Source organism: Streptomyces sp. NPDC054842, from assembly GCF_053611025.1.
Map to the genome: position 1 here is coordinate 73128 of NZ_JBSGZN010000023.1, position 20065 is coordinate 93192.

A 20065-nucleotide genomic window follows, 5' to 3' on the forward strand; every position below is an offset into this window, starting at 1 on the left:
GTGGGAAGTCCCCCACGACGACCGCATAGTGTGTGGTGCCGTTCAGGAGTACGGAATCCGGGCCGCAGGCCCGGCCGCCGCGCCCCACGGTCCCCGGTCAGGGGGCCGCGCCGGCGGGTCCGTGCCCGGCTGCCCGCGTACGGCCGCCGCCTCGGCGGCGCAGTTGTTTCTCACGTCCCAGGGGGAGTTCACACCATGCGATCCATACGCCCGCCCTTCACCGCCCGCCGAGGGGGGAGCAAGCGCCGCAGGACCTCCCCCGTACTGGTCGCCGTGGGTCTGACGGCGACGCTGGCGCTCACCGCCACCGCGTGCGGCTCGGGCGACGAGCAGACGAACGCCGAGGCGTCCGCGACCCAGAGCAGCGACGGGAAGATCAAGATCCCGGACAGCGTCAAGGACAAGCTCAAGGAGCACGGCTTCGACCTGGACAAGTGGAAGGGCGGCGCCTGGAAGGACTGGGACCGGGACGACTGGATGCGCGAGGCCGACGAGTTCATCAACCCGATCATCAAGGACCTGTGGGACCCGGACCGGATGCGGGACGCGGACGACCCGGACCAGGACAAGGGCGTCGACGAGAACGACATCTCCGGTGACCAGGGTGTCACCGACGCAACGCCGGTTCCGGTGACCGCCCGTGGCGTGCCGGCCGCCTACCACGACAGTGCGCCCGAGGCGGGCAAGGTCTTCTTCGACTCCCCCGAGGGCACCATGGTCTGCTCGGCGACCGTGGTGAAGGACCCGGCCCACCCGGGCAAGTCGAACATGGTGTGGACGGCGGGCCATTGCGTGCACGCGGGCAAGAAGGGCGGCTGGTACCGCAACATCGCGTTCGTGCCCGCGTACAACAACGCCGGTGAGAACGCCGCCCAGTTGCAGGACGCGAGCAAGGCCGAGATCGCTCCGTACGGGGTGTGGTGGAGCGACTGGGCGCAGACCTCCGACCAGTGGATCGAGCAGGGGGGCGCGACCGGCGGCGAGGGCGCGCCGTACGACTTCGCGGTGCTGCACGTGACTCCGGAGAAGGGCAGCGACGGCAAGTCCCTCGAGGAGACGGTCGGTTCGGCCCTGCCGGTGGAGTTCAACGCGCCGGCCGTGCCCGAGGTGTCGAGCATCACCGCGACCGGTTACCCGGCGGCGGCGCCGTACGACGGGCAGAAGCTGTTCCAGTGCACGGACGAGCCGGGGCGGCTGTCGATCGTGAAGTCCGACCCGACGATGTACCGCATCGGCTGCACCATGACCGGCGGTTCGTCCGGCGGCGGCTGGGTGGCGAAGGGCGCCGACGGCAAGCCCGCGCTGGTCTCCAACACCTCGATCGGTCCGGTGAGTTCGGGCTGGCTGGCGGGTCCGCACCTGGGGGCCGAGGCCAAGGGCGTGTACGACTCGGTGAGCGGGAAGTTCGCCGGGCGGTGACTCGCGCCGGTTGACCCGGCGCGGAGCCACGGCGGCGAAGGACGCGCGCCGGCCGGGGTGCCCGACGGCGCCCCGGCCGGGCGGCGGGAGGTACGGCCGGTGTGTGCCCCGGCGCAGGGGCCCTGTCCGCAAACCTTCACCGTCCCGCCGTCGTCCGCGCGCAATTGCCCGGGCATAGTGGGGTGTCGCGTTCGAGCGGGTCCACGGAGACCCGGCTCCGCGCCTGACAAGCACATGACAGCAATGCTTCAACGGGGGTTACCACAGCATGCGTTCCGTACGTACGTCCGTCGCGCGCCGGCCCGGCAGTCGCGGCGTCCTGCTCGCCACGGGGCTCCTCGCGGCCCTGTCGCTCACCGCCACCGCCTGCGGCGCGGGGGACGACACGGCGGGCGACAAGCCCGCCGCCACCGCGTCCGGGGCGGCCGACGAGGACGGCGCCCGGGTCCCCGGCGACCTCGCGGACCGGCTCAAGGAGCACGGCATCGACGTCGACCGGTGGAAGGACGGCGGCTGGAGGAACTGGGACAGGGACAAGTGGCTCAGTGAGGCCAAGGACTTCGTCAACCCGGTGATCGACGGGCTGTGGAAGCCCGAGCGCATGAAGTCCGCCGAGGACCCCGACAAGACGATCTCGGCCAAGGACGCGTCCGCCGACCAGGGCGTCAGCGATCCCGCGCCCGAGCCGGTCCCGGCCAAGGCGGAGAAGACGCCGTACCACGAGAACGCGGCGCCGGTCGGCAAGGTCTTCTTCGACTCCCCCGAGGGGTCGATGGTCTGTTCCGGGACGGTCGTCAAGGACGTCAACCACCCGGGCAGGTCCAACCTCGTGTGGACCGCGGGCCACTGCGTGCACGCCGGCGGCAGCGGCGGCTGGTACCGCAACATCGCCTTCGTCCCGTCCTACAACGACCTGAACACGTCCGAGGCCCAGCTGAGCGGCGCCACGGCTCAGGAGATGGCCCCCTACGGCCAGTGGTGGGCCGACTGGGCCGCCACCTCCGACCAGTGGATCTCCGGCGGTGACGAGACCGGCGGCGCGGGAGCCCCGTACGACTACGCCGTGCTGCACGTGAAGCCGGAGCAGGGCGGCAAGTCCCTGGAGGAGACGGTCGGCAACGCGCTGGACGTGGACTTCTCCGCGCCGTCCGCCCGCGACGCGGGTTCCATGGGCGCCTGGGGCTACCCCGCGGCGCCCCCGTACAACGGTCTGAGCATGTTCAAGTGCGTCGACCGGCCGGGCCGCCTCTCGCTCAGGCCGGGTCTGCCGACGATGTACCGCATCGGCTGCACCATGACCGGCGGCTCGTCGGGCGGCGGCTGGTTCCGCGTCGTCGACGGCAGGACGAAGCTCGTCTCGAACACGTCGATCGGCCCGTCCGACAACACCTGGCTCGCCGGACCGCAGCTCGGCGAGGGCGCCGAGGCGCTGTACCAGAACATGAGCAAGAAGTACGGCGGCCGGTAACCGCCGCCCCCGTACGCGCGCACACGAAGGCCCGCCCCCGAAAGCGCCAAGGCTGGAGAGGGGCGGGCCTTCGTGTGCGCCCGGCGGTGCGTACCGCCGGGCGGCCGGATCAGGCGAGCGGGGCCGGGACGTACGGCGCGAGGTCCGCCGCCAGTTCCTCGTGCACGCGCGCCTTGAGCAGCGTGCCCTCCGGGGTGTGCTCCTCGGAGACCACGTCGCCCTCGTCGTGCGCCCGGGCGATCAGCTGGCCCTGCGTGTACGGCACGAGCGCCTCAATCTCCACCGAGGGACGCGGCAGCTCGTTGTCGATGAGCGCGCGCAGCTCGGCGATGCCCCGGCCGGTACGGGCCGAGACCGCGATGGAGCGCTTCTCGTTGCGCATCAGCCGCTGGAGCACCAGGGGGTCCGCGGCGTCCGCCTTGTTGATCACCACGATCTCGGGCACCTTCGTGGCGCCCACGTCGCGGATGACCTCGCGCACGGCGGCCAGCTGCTCCTCCGGGGCCGGGTGCGAACCGTCCACCACGTGCAGGATCAGGTCGGAGTCGCCGACCTCCTCCATCGTGGAGCGGAACGCCTCGACCAGGTGGTGCGGCAGGTGCCGTACGAACCCGACCGTGTCGGCCAGCGTGTACAGCCGGCCGCTCGGGGTCTCGGCCCGGCGCACGGTCGGGTCGAGGGTCGCGAACAGCGCGTTCTCGACGAGCACGCCCGCGCCCGTGAGGCGGTTGAGCAGCGAGGACTTGCCGGCGTTCGTGTAGCCCGCGATGGCGACCGAGGGCACCTTGTGGCGCCTGCGCTCCTGGCGCTTGATCTCGCGGCCCGTCTTCATGTCCGCGATCTCCCGGCGCATCTTCGCCATCTTCTCGCGGATACGGCGCCGGTCCGTCTCGATCTTGGTCTCACCGGGACCACGGGTGGCGAGGCCGCCGCCCTTGCCGCCGCCCATCTGACGGGACAGCGACTGACCCCAGCCGCGCAGTCGCGGCAGCATGTACTGCATCTGCGCGAGGGCGACCTGCGCCTTGCCCTCACGGGACTTGGCGTGCTGGGCGAAGATGTCCAGGATCAGGGCCGTCCGGTCGATGACCTTGACCTTGACGACGTCCTCGAGGTGGATCAGCTGGCCGGGGCTCAGCTCACCGTCGCAGATCACGGTGTCGGCGCCGGTCTCCAGGACGATGTCCCGCAGCTCGGCGGCCTTGCCGGATCCGATGTACGTGGCCGCGTCGGGCTTGTCGCGGCGCTGCACCACGCCGTCGAGCACGAGCGCTCCCGCGGTCTCCGCGAGGGCGGCCAGCTCGGCCAGCGAGTTCTCGGCGTCGGTCATGGTGCCCGTGGTCCACACACCGACGAGCACGACGCGCTCCAGGCGGAGCTGCCGGTACTCGACCTCGGTGACGTCCTCGAGCTCGGTGGAGAGGCCCGCGACGCGGCGCAGCGCGGCGCGCTCGGAACGGTCGAACTGCTCGCCGTCCCGCTCCTCGTCGATCTCGTGGCTCCAGGCGACGTCCTCTTCCATCAGGGCATCGGCCCGAAGACCGTCGGGGTAGTTCTGCACGAGGCTCTGCGCGTCCTGGGAAGGGGAAGAAGAGGAGGTCATTGGATCCTTACGTCGATGGAGACCTGCGAGTCGGCGACGGACGTCACCCGACATGGGGGACAACGCCCGGGGGCCCCGGGACATTCCCGGGTCCGCGGCGCCCGCCCCGGGGGGGGGCGGTGCCGCCGACCTGAACGATGGTCGCACGGCACGCCCCGTCTCGTCACGCGACTTATCCCTTGTTCCGCACCGCCTGCGGGGCGTCGCTCCTCCAGTCCGGGTGCCCCGGCATGGGCGGTGTCTTCGCGTCGTGCAGCCACGCGGCGAAGAACCCGCTGAGGTCGCGCCCGGACATCGTCGAGGCGAGGTTCACGAAGTCCGAGGTGGTCGCCGTGCCGTCCTGGTGGAGGGCCACCCAGGTGCGCTCCAGGCGCTCGAAGGCGGGGCGCCCGATCTCCTGCCGGAGTGCGTACAGCACGAGGGCGGCCCCGTCGTAGACGTTCGGCCGGAAGATGCTGATCTTCTGTCCCGGCCTGGGCTCCTTGGGCGCGGCGGGCGGCCCGCCGGTCGCCCGCCAGGAGTCGGAGGCGCGATAGGCGGCCTTCATGCGCGTCTCCAGCGGCCGGCCGGCCTTCTCCTCCGAGTACAGGGCCTCGTACCAGGTGGCATGGCCCTCGTTGAGCCACAGGTCGGACCAGGTGCGGGGGCTGACGCTGTCGCCGAACCACTGGTGGGACAGCTCGTGCACCATGACCGACTCGACGTACCACTTCGGGTACGCGGGCTCGGTGAAGATCTCCTTCTCGAACAGCGAGAGGGTCTGGGTCTCCAGCTCGAAGCCGGTCTGCGCCTGGGCCATCAGCAGCCCGTACGTCTCGAACGGGTACCGGCCGACCTTCTCCTCCATCCAGGCGATCTGCCCGGGCGTCTTCTTCAGCCAGGGCTCCAGGCGGTCGCGGTCCGCGGTGGGCACGACGTCGCGCAGCGGGAGTCCGTGCGGTCCGCTCCGGTGCACCACGGTGGAGCGCCCGACGGAGACCTGGGCCAGCTCGGTGGCCATGGGGTGTTCGGTGCGGTAGGTCCAGGTGGTGGCCCCGGCACGGCGGTCCGTTCCCGCGGGCAGCCCGTTGGCGACGGCCGTGTACCCCTCGGGGGCGGTGACGCGGATGGTGAACATCGCCTTGTCGGACGGGTGGTCGTTGCACGGGAACACCAGGTGGGCGGCGTCCGCCTGGTTGGCCATGGCGAGTCCGTCCGCGGTGCGCACCCAGCCGCCGTCCCGGCCCGGGGCGGACACGGGGTCGCTGGTGTGCCGCACGGTGACGCGCAGCGCGCTGCCCGCCGGGATGGGCGCCTCCGGGGTGACGACCAGGTCCTCGCCGGCGCTCGTGAAGGACGCCGGTGCGCCGTCGACCTCGACGCCCCGCACGGTGCCGTGCGCGAAGTCCAGGTTGATGCGCTCCAGCTCGGCGGTGGTGCGCGCGTCGATGGTGGTGACGGCGGTGAGCGGCTTGTCGTTCGCGCCGGAGTAGGTGAAGGCGAGGTCGTAGGACGTGACGTCGTAGCCGGGGTTGCCCAGGTGCGGGAAGAGGCGGTCGCCGACGCCGAGGGGCACTGCCGGTGAGGGGGCGCTCGCGGCGAGGAGGCAGACGGACACGGCGGAGGCGAGCAGCGCCGTCGTGGCGCGTCGCCCGCCGGGGCGGGGGGTGAGCAGCATGGACCACCGCTACCAGCGCGCACCGGCCCCGCGGTGACGACGCGCACCGGGCCCACCCGAACGGGGTCCCGTCGGACGCCCCGCTCGCGGTTCAGCGAGCGGCGGCGGCCTGGTGCTGCGCGCGGTTGACGTCGAAGACGCCCGGGACGTTGCGCATCGCCCGCATCAGGGCGGGCAGGTGCGCGGCGTCCGGGAGCTGGAGGGTGTACGTGTGCCGGACGCGCTGCTGGCTGGGCGGTTCGACGGTCGCCGAGACGATGGCGACGCCCTCCAGGGCGATGGCCTCGGTGAGGTCGGCGAGGAGGTGGGGCCGTCCGAAGGACTCGGCGACGAGCGTGACCCGGCACTCGGTGGTGTCGCCCCAGCTCACCCCGACCTCCGCGCGGCCCACGCTCTTCATGCGGTCGACGGCGGCGCACCCGAGGCGGTGGACGGTCACCACTCCGCCGCGTACGGCGAAGCCGGTCACCTCGTCGGGCGGTACGGGCGTACAGCAGCCGGCGAGGCGCACGGAGGCGCCGGGCTGGTCGACGACGGCGCTGGCGGAGCCGGGCCGCGTGAGGGGGGCCTCGGCGGCGGGCCTGGGGGCGGCCGCGGGTGCCTCCGGGGCCTCGGTGTCGCGCGGAGCGGGGTGGGCGGCCAGCCAGCGCTGGATGGCGATGCGCGCGGCGGGCGTGTGGGCGTGCTCCAGCCACTCCCGGGAGGGCTCCGAGGCGGGGTCCTGGCCCATCAGGAGCTGCACGGTGTCGCCGTCCCGCAGGACCGTGCTGAGCGTCGCGAGACGGCCGTTGACGCGTGCCCCGATGCAGGCGTGCGCGTCCTCGCCGTATTGGGCGTACGCGGCGTCCACGCAACTGGCGCCTTCGGGGAGCCCCAACGAGCCCCCGTCGGCCCGGAAGACGGTGATCTCACGGTCCTGGGCGAGGTCCTCGCGCAGGGTGGACCAGAACGTGTCGGTGTCCGGCGCGGCCTCCTGCCAGTCGAGGAGGCGGGAGAGCCAGCCGGGGCGGGTGGGGTCGGCGCGCTCGCCGTCGCCGTCAGTCTGCTCCTCCGCGGGCGCGGTGTAGGGGTTGCCCAGGGCGATGACCCCGGCCTCGGCCACCTTGTGCATCTGGTGGGTGCGGATGAGGACTTCGGCGACCTCGCCGTCCCGCGCGACGGCCGTGTGCAGCGACTGGTACAGGTTGAACTTCGGTACCGCGATGAAGTCCTTGAACTCCGAGACGACCGGGGTGAAACAGGTGTGCAGTTCGCCCAGGACCGCGTAGCAGTCGGCGTCCTCCCCGACGAGCACGAGGAGGCGTCCGAAGTCCGAGCCGCGCATCCGGCCGCGCTTGCGCGAGACCCGGTGCACGGAGACGAAGTGCCGTGGCCGGATGACCACTTCGGCCTGGATGCCGGCGTCGCGCAGGACGCCGCGCACCTCCTCCGCGATCTCCGCGAGGGGGTCGCCGCCGTGGGCCGCGTCGTCGTCGATCAGCCCCCTGGTGCGCTCGTACTCCTCGGGGTGCAGGATCGCGAAGACCAGGTCCTCCAGCTCGGTCTTGAGGGCCTGCACGCCGAGCCGTTCGGCGAGCGGGATGAGCACGTCGCGGGTCACCTTGGCGATGCGCTCCTGCTTCTCGGGACGCATGACGCCCAGGGTGCGCATGTTGTGCAGGCGGTCGGCGAGTTTGATCGACATCACGCGGACGTCGTTGCCGGTGGCGACGAGCATCTTGCGGAACGTCTCGGGCTCGGCGGCGGCCCCGTAGTCGACCTTCTCCAGCTTCGTGACGCCGTCGACCAGGTAGCACACCTCCTCGCCGAACTCCGCGCGCACCTGATCGAGCGTCACGTCGGTGTCCTCGACGGTGTCGTGGAGCAGGGAGGCGGTCAACGTCGTGGTCTCCGCGCCGAGTTCGGCCAGGATCAGCGTCACGGCGAGCGGGTGCGTGATGTACGGCTCGCCGCTCTTGCGCATCTGGCCGCGGTGCGAGGACTCGGCGAGCACGTACGCCCGGCGCAGCGGCTCCAGGTCGGCGTCGGGATGGTGGGCCCGGTGGGCCTCCGCGACGTGCCCGATGGCGTCCGGCAGCCGGTCGCGGACGGCGGGGCCGAGGAGTGCGGCCCGGCCGAGGCGCCGCAGGTCGATCCGGGGGCGGCCCTTCCTGCGGTGCGGTCGCGCGCCCTGCTCGGCCGGGAGCCCGGGGGACGGCGTCACTGGGCCTGGCGTCGCGGGATTCGTCGCCTCCGCACTCATGGGCACCTCCGGCTGCGTAGACCGGCGGACGGGGCGCCCCATGGCGTACACGGCTCAGGGGCTGGCGTCGTTCCCCCGTCCGGGCCGGTGCTTGATGCTACCGAGCCCACCACGCCCGGCTGACCGCCTCTCGCCGAGCGTGAAACGGATCACCCATTCGAGCGATGCTTGGCGGGTTTACGGTTTCGGATCTTTTGCGGGCGAGCCGGGCGGCCGGCCGCCGTCCAGGCCCTGTACTCGGTACGGCCGTGACCGCCGGTCGCCGGGTGGACCGGATGGGAGGGGTGCGGACGACAGGGCCCCAAGGCGAGGGCCCCGCCGCCAGGAGCCCACTGCGACAGGCCGCCTTGACCGGGCCTGATCCGCGCCGGCGGCGGGCGAGCGGCGGCGCCCTGCCGGCCGCGTCGATCGGGCCGCTCCGGACGGCAGCGCCTAGGCGAGCGCGGCGGCGAGCCAGTCCGCGTCGATCTCGCCCTCGGCGACGATCACCGCGGCGCCGGTCATCTCGATCTCGCCGTCCGGACGCTCGGTGATCACCAAGGTGCCGCCCGGCAGGTCCACCGTGTACGTCGCCGGGACGCCCGTCACCGCCGGGTCCGCGCCGTCGCGGCGGGCGGCCGCCACGGCCACCGCGCACGCGCCCGTGCCGCACGAGCGGGTCTCGCCCGCGCCGCGCTCGTGCACGCGCATGGCGACGTGCCGGGGGCCGCGGTCGACGACGAACTCGACGTTGACCCCGTCCGGGTAGGCGGAGGGCGGGCTGAAGGGCGGCGGGGTGAACAGGTCGCCGGCGTGCGCGAGGTCGTCCACGAACGCGACGGCGTGCGGGTTGCCCATGTTCACGTTGCGGGCGGGCCAGCTGCGCTCGCCGACGCTCACGCCGACGTCGCCCTCGGAGAGCCGGGCCCGGCCCATGCCGACGGTGATGTCACCGGCGGCGGAGCCGCCGGACCCCTTGGCGATGTGGACGCTCTTGACGCCTCCGCGCGTGGCGATCGCGAGGTCCCCCTCGGTCACCAGGCCCGCGTGCTGGAGGTAGCGGGCGAACACGCGCACGCCGTTGCCGCACATCTCCGCGACCGAGCCGTCGCCGTTGCGGTAGTCCATGAACCACTCCGCCTCGCCCGCCATGGCCTCGGCCTCGGGGTGCGCGGCGGACCGCACGACGTGCAGCAGCCCGTCGCCGCCGATGCCCGCGCGGCGGTCGCACAGGGCGGCGACGGCGGCCGGGGGCAGCTCGATGGCGTTCTCCGGGTCCGGGAGGATCACGAAGTCGTTCTCGGTTCCGTGGCCCTTGAGGAAGGCGATCCGCGTGCTCATCCCTCGATCGTACGGGCTGGGTACGACAGGGGGCCGATCCGGTCCGCGGGGCGGACCGGCCTGGTCAGCGCAGCCGGGCCACGCGCCACACGGCGAGCACCGCCACCGCCGCGACGACGACGGCGTACGCGATCACGACCCGCCAGTCCGGCCGGCGGCCGGAGCCGCGCTGCGGCAGGCCCGGCCAGGTGTAGCCGACGCGGCGGGCGGCCATCATGCCCCAGCCCGCGGAGCAGGCGCAGATCAGCAGGCCGAGCATGGCGACGACCGCGCCGCCGTCGCCGAACTCGAAGGCGAGCGGGAACGCGAACATCAGCGAGCCGACGGCCGCCAGCGCCACGATGGGCGCGAGCTGCCAGATCCGCAGCCTGCGCTGCGGGCGCAGCTCGACCACCTCGACCTCGGTCTGCGCGGACAGCTCGTCGGGCCCGGGCCCGTCGGCGGTCACTCCGCCCTGGGTGTCCTCGGGTCCGTCGGAGCTCAGGCTCACGACGTCCGGACCGTCCGCGTCCGGGTCCACGCCGAGGTTCTCCCCGTCCGGACCGACGCCCGGAGGCTGTCCGTCCGGATCGGCGTCGTGCTCAGCGTCACGTGCGGTGTCACGAGGGCCGGCCTCCATCGCCACGCGCCCTCCCAACTCGGACTTCACTGGTCGATCGAAGCTCGATGATGGCACGCCGCCGGATGCCGGGATGACGGCCGGAGCGTCCCGATGCCAGGACGTGATCAGGCTGTGACCGGTCGTTCGACCAACGCCAGTGCGAGCTCGGGGAGTTCTGTGACATCCGCCGCAGCCCCACTGAGCCAGTGCACCCGGGGGTCGCGCCTGAACCACGAATCCTGACGGCGCGCGAAGCGTTTGGTGGCGCGTACGGTCTCGGCCCGAGCCTCGTCCTCGGTGCACTCACCGGCCAGCGCGGCGAGGACCTGCTGGTAGCCGAGCGCCCGGGACGCCGTACGCCCCTCGCGCAACCCCTGCGCCTCCAGTGCGCGCACCTCGTCGACCAGTCCCGCCTCCCACATCCGGTCCACGCGGCGTGCGATGCGCTCGTCGAGTTCGGGGCGGCCGACGTCGACGCCGATCTGGACGGTGTCGTAGACGGAGTCGTGGCCGGGCAGGTTGGCGGTGAAGGGCTTGCCGGTGATCTCGATGACCTCCAGGGCGCGGACGATCCGGCGCCCGTTGCTCGGCAGGATCGCGTGGCCGGCCTCCGGGTCGGCGGCGGCCAGCCGGGCGTGCAGCGCGCCGGGGCCGCGGAGCGTGAGCTCCTCCTCCAGCCGGGCACGCACGTCGGGATCGGTGCCGGGGAACTCCAGGTTGTCGACGGCGCCGCGGACGTACAGTCCGGAGCCGCCCACCAGGACCGGCCAGCGGCCCTCGGCGAGCAGCGCGTCGATCCGGGCCCGCGCGAGCCGCTGGTACTCGGCGACGCTCGCGGTGACCGTCACCTCCCAGATGTCCAGGAGGTGGTGCGGGACGTCCCGGCGCTCCTCGGGCGTCAGCTTGGCGGTGCCGATGTCCATCCCTCGGTAGAGCTGCATGGAGTCGGCGTTGACGACCTCGCCGCCCAGGCGCTGGGCCAGGAAGACGCCGAGATCGGACTTTCCGGCCGCGGTCGGTCCGACGACGGCGATGACGCGGGGGGCGGGGGGTGCGCTGCTCACCGCCCCAGTCTCGCAAACCCCGGGACCGGTCCTCGAACGAGCTACGTGACGCGACGGGTTTGGGGTCGTTGCCTGTTGCGAGGTTTCAGCCGCCGGTGTCGAGAGCCGGTGACCCGGGCGACGCAAACGGACGCACCGGTCGACGCGGGATATCGCCCGCACGAGTAACGTATGGAGTGGATATGGGCGTTTTTGCACGACTTCTCCGGAGGTCGAAGGCAGCGGAGGAGGCGTCGACCGCCGAGGCGGAGGCCGGTACGGTGACGGCCGCCACCGACGCGGAGGCGCCGGACGAGGCGAAGGGCCGTCCCGGGACCGAGGGCGAGGCCGCGGCGGAGGAGTCCTCCGAGGCCGGCGCGTCGGACGGCGTGGACATCCCCAAGCAGCAGTCCGCCGACGAGGCCGCCGACAGTGAGGCCGGCGAGGGCGCCCGCAAGTGACTGCCCCCTCGCGGGAAGGTGCGCCATGGGTCTTCTGGACAATCTGAAACACAAGCTCGCCCCGGCCAAGGACAAGGTCTCCGACCTGGCCCAGCAGCACGGGGGCAAGATCCAGCACGGTCTGGACAAGGCCGCGAGAGTGGCCGACGAGAAGACCAAGGGCAAGTACAGCGACAGGATCCATACGGGCACGGGCAAGGCCAAGGGCGCCATGGACCGGCTCGCGCACAAGGACGGCGGCACGACGCCTCCGCCGGACGCGCCGACGCCGCCCCCGGCCTCCTGACCCGCGGCGCATCGGCGGACGGCCGTGGAGCACTCAGGGCTCCCGGGCGTCCGCCGCGCCGTTTCCCTCGTACGGCCGCCGCCGCGGCCGTACGAGGGCACGCACCGTCCGCCCTGACGACGGCGGGGGCCGCGGCCCCTACGACCAGGCCGCCACCAGGTACCCGACGCCGTAGGGCGCCTCGTCGTGGAGCAGGGCCCCGCCGAGGCCCGCGCCGTCCGCCGCACCCGCGAGGACCTGCCAGGGGGCACGCCCGGAGACCTTCAGCTCGGACGCCAGGCCGGCGTCCAGTGCCTTCAGGGCGGCCACGTCCGCCGCCCCCAGCGCCCGCGCGACGCCCGCGTCGAAGTCCTCCGCGCGCTCGTCGAGGTAGCCCGGCGCCTTGACCGTCCGGCACGCGCTGCCGTCGCCCATGACCAGCAGCGCCACGCGTTCGGCCCGGGCGCCGATGTCCTGTCCGGTCCGGAAGCACAGGTCGGGCGCGAGCGGTTCCCCCACACCGAGGCCCTCCAGCGGCGCGTCGGCCCAGCCGGTGCGCTCCAGCAGCCAGGCGGCGACGGCGAGCGACGGCGGAAGCTCCCGCTCCCGCGCCCCTGGCTCCCCTCCCCCGAGGCGTACCTCCAGGTCCACGCCGAAGCCGCGGAAGGAGCCCGGGGTGCCGGCGGGATGCGGCCCGCGCGCGTCCTCCCCGGCCGGTCCGACGACGACCAGCAGGTCGGGACGCGCCGCGGCGAGCACGCCCAGCGCGTCGGCGCAGGCGGCGCGCAGGGCGTCCAGCTCGAAGGCCGCCCCGGCGGCCACTTCGGGTACGAGCAGGGGCGGACAGGGACAGACGGCGGCGGCAACAAGCATGATCGGCAGCGTACGCGCCGAACCCGTGATCGGTCCGCGGGTCCCGCCGGTCGGTCGGGGGAGGAACGCGTGGCGCAAGGCGGACGGTGCGCCGGTCCAGTCCGCCCGGAGCCGGCCGCGCTCGACAGGCGGTCGACGCATTGGCCCACGCCCGCCCCCGAACGGACACCGGGCGGCCTCGGCGGACAGAACGGGCCCGGGCGGGCCGGCCGGCGGCGCCCCGGGGACCCGCCCTGTCCGTCAGTCGCAGCCGCTGCCCGTGGCCACCGGGAGCGGCGCGGGCACGCCGATCTTCGGCAGCCCCAGCAGCACACCGGCCGGCTTCGCGGCCTCGGCGGCGTTGCGCTTCTCCCAGGCGTCACCCGCGCGCGTGCGCCGTACGTCCAGGACGGTGCCCTCGGCGAGCAGGTGGTGCGGGGCGGCGTACGTGATCTCGACGGTGACCACGTCACCGGGGCGCACGTCCTGGTCCGGCTTGGTGAAGTGCACGAGGCGGTTGTCGGGGGCGCGGCCGGAGAGGCGGTGCGTGGCGCCGTCCTTGCGGCCCTCGCCCTCGGCGACCATCAGCTCCAGGGTGCGGCCGACCTGCTTCTTGTTCTCCTCCCAGGAGATCTCCTCCTGGAGCGCGACGAGACGCTCGTAGCGCGCCTGGACGACCTCCTTGGGGATCTGCCCCTCCATGGTGGCCGCCGGGGTGCCGGGGCGCTTGGAGTACTGGAAGGTGAACGCCTGCGAGAAGCGGGCCTCGCGCACGGCGTGCAGGGTCTGCTCGAAGTCCTCCTCGGTCTCGCCGGGGAAGCCCACGATGATGTCGGTGGTGATCGCCGCGTGCGGGATCGCGGCCCGCACCTTGTCGATGATCCCGAGGAAGCGCTCCTGCCGGTACGAGCGGCGCATCGCCTTCAGGACCGTGTCCGAGCCGGACTGCATGGGCATGTGCAGCTGGGGCATCACGTTCGGCGTCTCGGCCATGGCGGCGATGACGTCGTCGGTGAAGTCGCGCGGGTGCGGCGAGGTGAAGCGGACGCGCTCCAGGCCGTCGATCTTCCCGCAGGCCCGCAGCAGCTTGCTGAACGCCTCACGGTCGCCGATGTCGGAGCCGTACGCGTTCACGTTCTGGCCGAGCAGCGTGATCTCGGAGACGCCCTCGCCGACCAGGGCCTCGATCTCCGCGAGGATGTCGCCGGTGCGGCGGTCCTTCTCCTTGCCGCGCAGCGCGGGGACGATGCAGAAGGTGCACGTGTTGTTGCACCCGACGGAGATGGAGACCCAGGCGGCGTACGCGCTCTCGCGGCGGGTCGGCAGCGTGGAGGGGAACGCCTCCAGCGACTCGGCGATCTCGACCTGCGCCTCCTCCTGGACGCGGGCGCGCTCCAGCAGGACGGGCAGCTTGCCGATGTTGTGCGTGCCGAAGACGACGTCCACCCAGGGCGCCCTCTTCACGATCGTGTCGCGGTCCTTCTGGGCGAGGCAGCCGCCGACGGCGATCTGCATCCCGGGGCGCTTCGTCTTCATCGGGGCGAGGCGGCCGAGGTTGCCGTAGAGCCGGTTGTCGGCGTTCTCACGGACGGCGCAGGTGTTGAAGACGACGACGTCCGCGTCCCCGTCCGAGCCCTCCGGCGCGCGGACGTACCCGGCGTCCTCCAGCAGTCCGGACAGCCGCTCGGAGTCGTGGACGTTCATCTGGCACCCGTAGGTGCGTACTTCGTAGGTCTTCGATTCCTGAACGCCCACTGCCTGGCTCCGGTCGCTGCTGCTCATGTGACAAGGGTAGGCGGTGCCCGGAGCGGGTCCGGCCGGGCCGTCCCCGCACGGGCGTCCAGCCCTGGCGGCGGAGGACCTCCGCGACGTCCGGGGCGCGGTGGCGCTCCCCCTTGAGGACCCTCCCGTCGGTGCTGCGGGCGGCTCCGGGAGAGGCCGGCCGGGCCGGCCTGGTCAGCAGGGCGTCCGGGCTGGCAGGATCGCGCGCATGTTCCAGGCACTCGCGCGTACCGGCCGACGGCCCGCACTGCTCGGTGCGGCGGCCGCCTTCGTCGTCGTCGCGCTGCTGCTGTGGTGGCTGCTGCCGCTGGGCGGGAAGTCGCCGAGCGGGGAGATCAACTTCAGCACGGGGACCCCGACCGGGGTCTACCAGACGTACGGGGACCTGCTCCAGCAGGCCGCGGCCAAGGACATGCCGGACCTGAAAGTCAGGCTGCGCAACAGCGACGGGTCGCAGGACAACGTCAGGCGGGTGGCCACCGACCAGGCCGACTTCAGCATCGCCGCGGCCGACGCCGTGGAGACGTACAAGGACCGCGGGGGCGAGGGCGCGGAGCAGCTGCGGGGCTGCGCCCGGCTCTACGACGACTACGTGCACCTGGTGGTCCCCGAGAAATCGAAGGTTCGCTCGGTGGCGGACCTGAAGGGCAAACGGGTGGCGGTGGGGCCGGACGGCTCCGGGGTGCGGCTCATCGCGGACCGCGTCCTGGAGGCGGCCCGCCTCGACCCGCGGAAGGACGTCGACCCGCTGCCGGACGGCATAAAGACCATGCCCCGGAAGCTCGAGAACCACGAGATCGACGCCTTCTTCTGGTCCGGCGGCCTGCCGACGAGCGCGGTGACCACCCTGTCGGACCGGTTCCCCGTCCGGCTCGTCCCGATCGACGGCGAGGTCGTCGAGCGCCTCCAGGCCCAGGGCGACGCGGCCCGCCACTACCGGGCCGCGGTGATGCCCGCCACGGCGTATCCCAAGGCGCAGCACGGCTCCCCGGTGCCGACGGTGGCGGTGGCGAACCTCCTCATCACCCGGGAGGACATGGACGAGGACCTCACCGAGGCGCTCACCCGCACGGTGATCGCCAGCCGTGACTCCATCGGCGAGAAGGTGCACGCGGCACAGCGCGTGGACCTGCGCACGGCCCTGTACACCGACCCGCTCGATCTGCACGAGGGCGCGAAGCGCTACTACCGCTCGGTGAAGCCGTGACCGCATGACGCCGTAGGGCGCCTGGAGCCGCCCTGCGCCGTCCTCAGGAGGCCGGGCGGGTCCTCGGCACGGTGACCGTCACCCGCAGTCCGTGCGGCTCGTGACGGGCGTACGCGATCGAGCCGCCGCCGGCCGACAGCAGCGCCCGCGAGATGGACAGGCCGAGCCCCGAGCCCTTGATGTTCTGGTGTCCCGCGCTGCGCCAGAAGCGGTCGCCGACGCGGGCCAGCTCCTCGTCGGTCAGGCCCGGTCCCCGGTCGGTGACGACGACCCTCGACGTCTCGCCGTTCGACGCCACCAGCACCTCGACGCTCTCGCCCTCGGGGGTGAACTTGAGCGCGTTGTCGATCACCGCGTCCAGGGCGCTGGACAGGGCGACGGGGTCGGCCCAGCCGGTGGTGGCCGGGCAGGTCCCGGTGAGCCGGACGCCCTTGCTGTCGGCGACCGGTCCCCAGGCCGCCACCCGCTCCTCCGCCAGCTCGCCGATGTCGGTGAGGCACAGGTCCGCCTCGGCGTGCTCGGCGAGCGCCAGGTCGAGCAGGTCGTCCAGGACCTGCGCCAGGCGCTTGCCCTCGGTGCGGACCGAGGCGATCTCCTCGTTGCCCTCGGGCAGTTCGAGCGCGAGCAGCTCGATGCGCAGCAGAAGTGCCGAGAGCGGGTTGCGCAGTTGGTGCGAGGCGTCGGCGACGAACGCGCGCTGCTGCTCCAGGACGTCCTCGACGTTGTCGGCCATCTCGTTGAACGACCGGGCCAGGCGCCGCAGTTCCGGCGGTCCCCCGGCTGCCGCGACCCGCGACTTCAGCCGTCCGGTCGCGATGTCGTGGGTGGTCGCGTCCAGGACGCGTACGGGCCTGAGGACCCAGCCGGTCAGCCGCAGCGCGGCACCGAGGGCGAGGAGCATGGCGGCGATCTCGCCGGCGCCGATCCAGAGCCAGCCGTGCAGTGTCCGGGAACGCAGCTCCCCGGTGGGCGAGTCGGTGACGACGACCGCGACGACGTCGCCGTCGCGGATCACCGGGGACGCGACGACGAGCCGGCGCCGCTGCCAGGGCCAGACCTGCTTCGGGTCGTGGCTGCGGCGCCCCAGGAACGCCTCCTGGAACGCGTCGCGGCCCTCGCCCTTCGCGGGGACGTACCAGTTCTCCGGGGCGTTGGCCATGGGCGCCTGGTCGGTGCGGTAGAAGACGCCGGCCCTGATCCCGTAGACCTGGTTGTAGGTGTCGAGTTCGTTCTGCAGGATCCTGCCGCGCTCGTCGTCGCTGCCGCTGTTCTGCCGGGAGCCGGAGGGGCGGTCGGTCACGAACTGGGCGAGGGCGGCGAAGCGCGCGGTGTCGTCGATGCGGTCGACGACCACCTTCTGCTGCTCGGCGGCCGCCAGGCTCGCGGCCAGCGGCACCCCGAGCGCGAGCAGTACGGCGGCCATCAGGACGATGAGCAGCGGAAGAAGGCGAGTGCGCACCGGTGCACGCTACGACGTGGGGGCGACGAGCCGGTACCCGACGCCGCGCACGGTCTCGATCAGCGCCGGCATGCGCAGCTTGGCGCGCAGGGACGCGACGTGCACCTCCAGGGTGCGCCCGGTCCCCTCCCAGCTGGTGCGCCAGACCTCGCTGATGATCTGCTCCCGGCGGAACACCACACCGGGGCGCTGGGCCAGCAGGGCGAGCAGGTCGAACTCCTTGCGGGTCAGCTGGACGACCGTGCCGTCGACGCTGACCTGGCGGGTCGGGAGCTCGATGCGCACGGCGCCGAGCCGCAGGGCGCTCTCGCCGCCGGCCGCGGCGTCCTCGGGGACGGTGCGCCGGCTGACGGCGTGGATGCGGGCCAGCAGCTCACCGGTGTCGTACGGCTTGACCACGTAGTCGTCGGCGCCGAGGTTGAGTCCGTGGATCCGGGAGCGTACGTCCGCACGGGCGGTGACCATGATCACCGGGGTGCTGGTGCGCTTGCGGATCTTGCCGCAGACCTCGTAGCCGTCCTGGTCGGGCAGTCCCAGGTCGAGCAGGACGACACCGAACCCGGCGCCCTCGGGGACCAGCGCCTGGAGCGCCTCCTCGCCGCTGCGGGCGTGCGTCACGTGGAAGCCGTGCCGGGCCAGGACCGCGGACAGGGCGGCGGCGACGTGGTTGTCGTCCTCGACGAGGAGCAGTCTCATCCCGGCCCCCTCCGGTTCATCGGTCGTACGGTCTGGGCTTGTACTGATGGGCACACGTGTGTGCACTCTGGAAGTCACGCCGATGGACGACGACGGCGTCAAGAGAGTTCCGGTGCGGGGCGGCTTCCGTTACCCAGCCGGTACGCGCTCCGTTCGCCGCCGTCACGGTGAGTGGCCGCACGCTATCGGATCGTTATGCTCAATATTCCCTCAGATGTAATGACGCTGGTCGTGCGGGGTCACTACTGTCCACCGAAACCGAGGAGGACGGAGCCCCAGAGCGATGACCGAAGTATCGGTGGCCAAGGACGCCGTGGCCGCGACCGACGAGCTGGTCGTCCTGAAGAGCGTCAACAAGCACTTCGGCGCGTTGCACGTGCTCCAGGACATCGACCTGACGATCGCCCGTGGCGAGGTCGTCGTGGTCATCGGACCCTCCGGGTCCGGGAAGTCCACCCTGTGCCGCACCATCAACCGTCTGGAGACGATCGACTCCGGCCACATCTCGATCGACGGCAAGCCGCTGCCCGCCGAGGGCAAGGCGCTCGCCCGGCTGCGTGCCGACGTGGGCATGGTCTTCCAGTCCTTCAACCTCTTCGCGCACAAGACGGTGCTCGAGAACGTGGTGCTGGGCCAGGTCAAGGTCCGCAGGACCGACAGGAAGGTCGCCGAGAAGAAGGCCCGCGAGCTCCTGGACCGCGTCGGCGTGGGCACGCAGGCGGACAAGTACCCCGCCCAGCTGTCCGGCGGACAGCAGCAGCGTGTCGCGATCGCGCGGGCGCTGGCCATGGATCCGAAGGTCATGCTCTTCGACGAGCCGACCTCGGCCCTCGACCCCGAGATGATCAACGAGGTCCTGGAGGTCATGCAGCAGCTCGCGCGGGACGGCATGACCATGGTCGTCGTCACCCACGAGATGGGCTTCGCTCGTTCGGCTGCCAACCGGGTGGTGTTCATGGCCGACGGACGCATCGTCGAAGAGGCTGTGCCGGACCAGTTCTTCAGCAACCCTCGCAGCGACCGGGCCAAGGACTTCCTGTCGAAGATCCTGCACCACTGACACGGCCCGCATCTCTTCCGTACTGAAGACCTGCATCTCTTCACCATCAAAGGATGTTCACGATGAAGCTCCGCAAGGTAACCGCCGCCTCGGCCGCCGTCCTGGCTCTCGCCCTCAGCGCCACCGCGTGCGGCGGCGACGACAAGGACGACTCCGGCTCGGGCTCCGGCGGCAGCAAGATCAAGGTCGGCATCAAGTACGACCAGCCCGGTCTCGGCCTGAAGGAGCCGGACGGCTCGTTCTCCGGCTTCGACGTGGACGTGGCCACCTACGTGGCCAAGGAGCTCGGCTACAAGCCCGACCAGATCGAGTTCGTCGAGACCAAGAGCGCCGACCGCGAGAACGCGCTGGCCCGCGGCGACGTCAAGTTCATCGCGGCCACCTACTCGATCAACGACGAGCGCAAGCAGAAGGTCGACTTCGCCGGCCCGTACCTGCTGGCCCACCAGGACCTGCTGATCAAGGCCGACTCGGACATCGCCAAGGGCACGGACCTCAACGGCAAGAAGCTGTGTTCCGTGACCGGCTCCACCTCGGCGCAGAACGTCCAGAAGACGATCGCCCCGAAGGCCCAGCTGAAGCAGCAGGCCGGCTACTCCGAGTGCATCGCGGGCCTGCAGAGCGGCGCCGTGGACGCGGTGACCACGGACGACTCGATCCTCGCGGGCTTCGCCGCGCAGGACAAGTACAAGGGCCAGTTCAAGCTCGCGGGCCTCAAGCTCAGCAACGAGAACTACGGCATCGGCATCAAGAAGGGCGATGCCGCGACCGAGAAGAAGATCAACGCCGCCCTCGAGAAGATGGTCAGCGACGGCGCCTGGGACAAGGCCGTGAAGGACAACTTCGGTCCCGCCCAGTACAAGAACGAGCCGGCGCCGAAGATCGGCGTCATCGTCAAGTAACGCAGTTCCCGCAGGTCCACAGCGCGCC

Annotated in this window: 17 protein-coding genes; 7 read left to right on the forward strand and 10 right to left on the reverse strand. The window is 72.2% G+C overall.

Going from position 1 to position 20065, the window contains the following annotated elements:
- Nucleotides 1–195 precede the first annotated feature (195 nt).
- Both ACWGIS_RS19565 and ACWGIS_RS19570 read left to right on the forward strand, forming a co-directional pair.
- Nucleotides 196–1419 carry a trypsin-like serine peptidase gene (locus ACWGIS_RS19565; RefSeq protein ID WP_453363686.1) on the forward strand — a complete coding sequence of 408 codons (1224 nt, stop codon included), beginning with the start codon at nucleotides 196–198 and terminating at the stop codon, nucleotides 1417–1419.
- A 268-nt stretch (nucleotides 1420–1687) separates the two neighbouring features.
- Nucleotides 1688–2887: a trypsin-like serine peptidase gene (locus ACWGIS_RS19570; protein ID WP_453363687.1), complete on the forward strand. Its 1200-nt coding sequence runs from the start codon at nucleotides 1688–1690 to the stop codon at nucleotides 2885–2887.
- Between the two features lie 109 nt (nucleotides 2888–2996).
- Here ACWGIS_RS19570 and hflX read toward each other — a convergent pair whose 3' ends face one another.
- The 6 genes from hflX to miaA form a co-directional block, all read right to left on the reverse strand.
- Nucleotides 2997–4490 (reverse strand): GTPase HflX, encoded by a 1494-nt coding sequence (hflX, locus tag ACWGIS_RS19575; RefSeq protein ID WP_453363688.1) that lies wholly within the window; start codon nucleotides 4488–4490, stop codon nucleotides 2997–2999.
- Nucleotides 4491–4662: 172 nt separating this feature from the next.
- Nucleotides 4663–6147, reverse strand: coding sequence for a M1 family metallopeptidase (locus tag ACWGIS_RS19580; protein WP_453363689.1), 1485 nt, complete (start codon nucleotides 6145–6147; stop codon nucleotides 4663–4665).
- Nucleotides 6148–6238: 91 nt separating this feature from the next.
- Nucleotides 6239–8389: a RelA/SpoT family protein gene (locus ACWGIS_RS19585; protein WP_453363690.1), complete on the reverse strand. Its 2151-nt coding sequence runs from the start codon at nucleotides 8387–8389 to the stop codon at nucleotides 6239–6241.
- 432 nt (nucleotides 8390–8821) lie between these two features.
- Nucleotides 8822–9709, reverse strand: coding sequence for a diaminopimelate epimerase (gene dapF / locus ACWGIS_RS19590; protein WP_453363691.1), 888 nt, complete (start codon nucleotides 9707–9709; stop codon nucleotides 8822–8824).
- 64 nt (nucleotides 9710–9773) lie between these two features.
- On the reverse strand, nucleotides 9774–10328 hold the full coding sequence (locus ACWGIS_RS19595) for a hypothetical protein (protein WP_453363731.1): 555 nt from the start codon (nucleotides 10326–10328) through the stop codon (nucleotides 9774–9776).
- 107 nt (nucleotides 10329–10435) lie between these two features.
- Nucleotides 10436–11374, reverse strand: coding sequence for a tRNA (adenosine(37)-N6)-dimethylallyltransferase MiaA (gene miaA, locus ACWGIS_RS19600; protein WP_453363692.1), 939 nt, complete (start codon nucleotides 11372–11374; stop codon nucleotides 10436–10438).
- Between the two features lie 182 nt (nucleotides 11375–11556).
- Here miaA and ACWGIS_RS19605 point away from each other — a divergent pair, with 182 nt between their 5' ends.
- Together ACWGIS_RS19605 and ACWGIS_RS19610 are read left to right on the forward strand one after the other, a co-directional pair.
- The gene (locus ACWGIS_RS19605) at nucleotides 11557–11814 is read left to right on the forward strand and encodes a hypothetical protein (protein ID WP_453363693.1); all 258 of its coding nucleotides are present in this window, start codon (nucleotides 11557–11559) and stop codon (nucleotides 11812–11814) included.
- Nucleotides 11815–11839: 25 nt separating this feature from the next.
- Nucleotides 11840–12100 (forward strand): antitoxin, encoded by a 261-nt coding sequence (locus ACWGIS_RS19610; protein ID WP_453363694.1) that lies wholly within the window; start codon nucleotides 11840–11842, stop codon nucleotides 12098–12100.
- Between the two features lie 138 nt (nucleotides 12101–12238).
- Here the strand turns inward: ACWGIS_RS19610 and ACWGIS_RS19615 are convergent, their stop codons facing one another.
- Complete coding sequence (locus ACWGIS_RS19615) at nucleotides 12239–12952, reverse strand: class III extradiol dioxygenase subunit B-like domain-containing protein (protein WP_453363695.1); 714 nt, start codon at nucleotides 12950–12952, stop codon at nucleotides 12239–12241.
- A 240-nt stretch (nucleotides 12953–13192) separates the two neighbouring features.
- Entirely contained in the window at nucleotides 13193–14713 is a 1521-nt protein-coding gene (gene miaB / locus ACWGIS_RS19620) for a tRNA (N6-isopentenyl adenosine(37)-C2)-methylthiotransferase MiaB (RefSeq protein WP_453363696.1), read from the reverse strand.
- 208 nt (nucleotides 14714–14921) lie between these two features.
- On the opposite strand from miaB, the gene ACWGIS_RS19625 reads away from it, so the two are divergent.
- Nucleotides 14922–15920 carry a TAXI family TRAP transporter solute-binding subunit gene (locus ACWGIS_RS19625; RefSeq protein ID WP_453363697.1) on the forward strand — a complete coding sequence of 333 codons (999 nt, stop codon included), beginning with the start codon at nucleotides 14922–14924 and terminating at the stop codon, nucleotides 15918–15920.
- A 43-nt stretch (nucleotides 15921–15963) separates the two neighbouring features.
- Here the strand turns inward: ACWGIS_RS19625 and ACWGIS_RS19630 are convergent, their stop codons facing one another.
- Both ACWGIS_RS19630 and ACWGIS_RS19635 read right to left on the reverse strand, forming a co-directional pair.
- Nucleotides 15964–17379: an ATP-binding protein gene (locus tag ACWGIS_RS19630; protein WP_453363698.1), complete on the reverse strand. Its 1416-nt coding sequence runs from the start codon at nucleotides 17377–17379 to the stop codon at nucleotides 15964–15966.
- 9 nt (nucleotides 17380–17388) lie between these two features.
- The gene (locus tag ACWGIS_RS19635) at nucleotides 17389–18075 is read right to left on the reverse strand and encodes a response regulator transcription factor (RefSeq protein ID WP_453363699.1); all 687 of its coding nucleotides are present in this window, start codon (nucleotides 18073–18075) and stop codon (nucleotides 17389–17391) included.
- A gap of 283 nt (nucleotides 18076–18358) precedes the next feature.
- Between ACWGIS_RS19635 and ACWGIS_RS19640 the strand changes: the two genes are divergently transcribed.
- Both ACWGIS_RS19640 and ACWGIS_RS19645 read left to right on the forward strand, forming a co-directional pair.
- Entirely contained in the window at nucleotides 18359–19135 is a 777-nt protein-coding gene (locus ACWGIS_RS19640; RefSeq protein ID WP_453363700.1) for an amino acid ABC transporter ATP-binding protein, read from the forward strand.
- Nucleotides 19136–19197: 62 nt separating this feature from the next.
- Complete coding sequence (locus tag ACWGIS_RS19645; protein ID WP_453363701.1) at nucleotides 19198–20037, forward strand: glutamate ABC transporter substrate-binding protein; 840 nt, start codon at nucleotides 19198–19200, stop codon at nucleotides 20035–20037.
- The last annotated feature ends 28 nt before the right edge of the window (nucleotides 20038–20065 follow it).

Excerpts from the sequence above, each read along its gene's own strand:
- dapF (WP_453363691.1), bottom strand. The coding sequence starts at position 9,709 with ATGAGCACGCGGATCGCCTTCCTCAAGGGCCACGGAACCGAGAACGAC.
- ACWGIS_RS19605 (WP_453363693.1), top strand. The coding sequence starts at position 11,557 with ATGGGCGTTTTTGCACGACTTCTCCGGAGGTCGAAGGCAGCGGAGGAG.
- ACWGIS_RS19645 (WP_453363701.1), top strand. The coding sequence starts at position 19,198 with ATGAAGCTCCGCAAGGTAACCGCCGCCTCGGCCGCCGTCCTGGCTCTC.
- ACWGIS_RS19640 (WP_453363700.1), top strand. The coding sequence starts at position 18,359 with ATGACCGAAGTATCGGTGGCCAAGGACGCCGTGGCCGCGACCGACGAG.
- ACWGIS_RS19570 (WP_453363687.1), top strand. The coding sequence starts at position 1,688 with ATGCGTTCCGTACGTACGTCCGTCGCGCGCCGGCCCGGCAGTCGCGGC.
- ACWGIS_RS19635 (WP_453363699.1), bottom strand. The coding sequence starts at position 18,075 with ATGAGACTGCTCCTCGTCGAGGACGACAACCACGTCGCCGCCGCCCTG.
- miaB (WP_453363696.1), bottom strand. The coding sequence starts at position 14,713 with ATGAGCAGCAGCGACCGGAGCCAGGCAGTGGGCGTTCAGGAATCGAAG.
- ACWGIS_RS19610 (WP_453363694.1), top strand. The coding sequence starts at position 11,840 with ATGGGTCTTCTGGACAATCTGAAACACAAGCTCGCCCCGGCCAAGGAC.
- ACWGIS_RS19565 (WP_453363686.1), top strand. The coding sequence starts at position 196 with ATGCGATCCATACGCCCGCCCTTCACCGCCCGCCGAGGGGGGAGCAAG.
- ACWGIS_RS19625 (WP_453363697.1), top strand. The coding sequence starts at position 14,922 with ATGTTCCAGGCACTCGCGCGTACCGGCCGACGGCCCGCACTGCTCGGT.
- ACWGIS_RS19615 (WP_453363695.1), bottom strand. The coding sequence starts at position 12,952 with ATGCTTGTTGCCGCCGCCGTCTGTCCCTGTCCGCCCCTGCTCGTACCC.
- ACWGIS_RS19580 (WP_453363689.1), bottom strand. The coding sequence starts at position 6,147 with ATGCTGCTCACCCCCCGCCCCGGCGGGCGACGCGCCACGACGGCGCTG.
- ACWGIS_RS19595 (WP_453363731.1), bottom strand. The coding sequence starts at position 10,328 with ATGGAGGCCGGCCCTCGTGACACCGCACGTGACGCTGAGCACGACGCC.
- hflX (WP_453363688.1), bottom strand. The coding sequence starts at position 4,490 with ATGACCTCCTCTTCTTCCCCTTCCCAGGACGCGCAGAGCCTCGTGCAG.
- ACWGIS_RS19585 (WP_453363690.1), bottom strand. The coding sequence starts at position 8,389 with ATGAGTGCGGAGGCGACGAATCCCGCGACGCCAGGCCCAGTGACGCCG.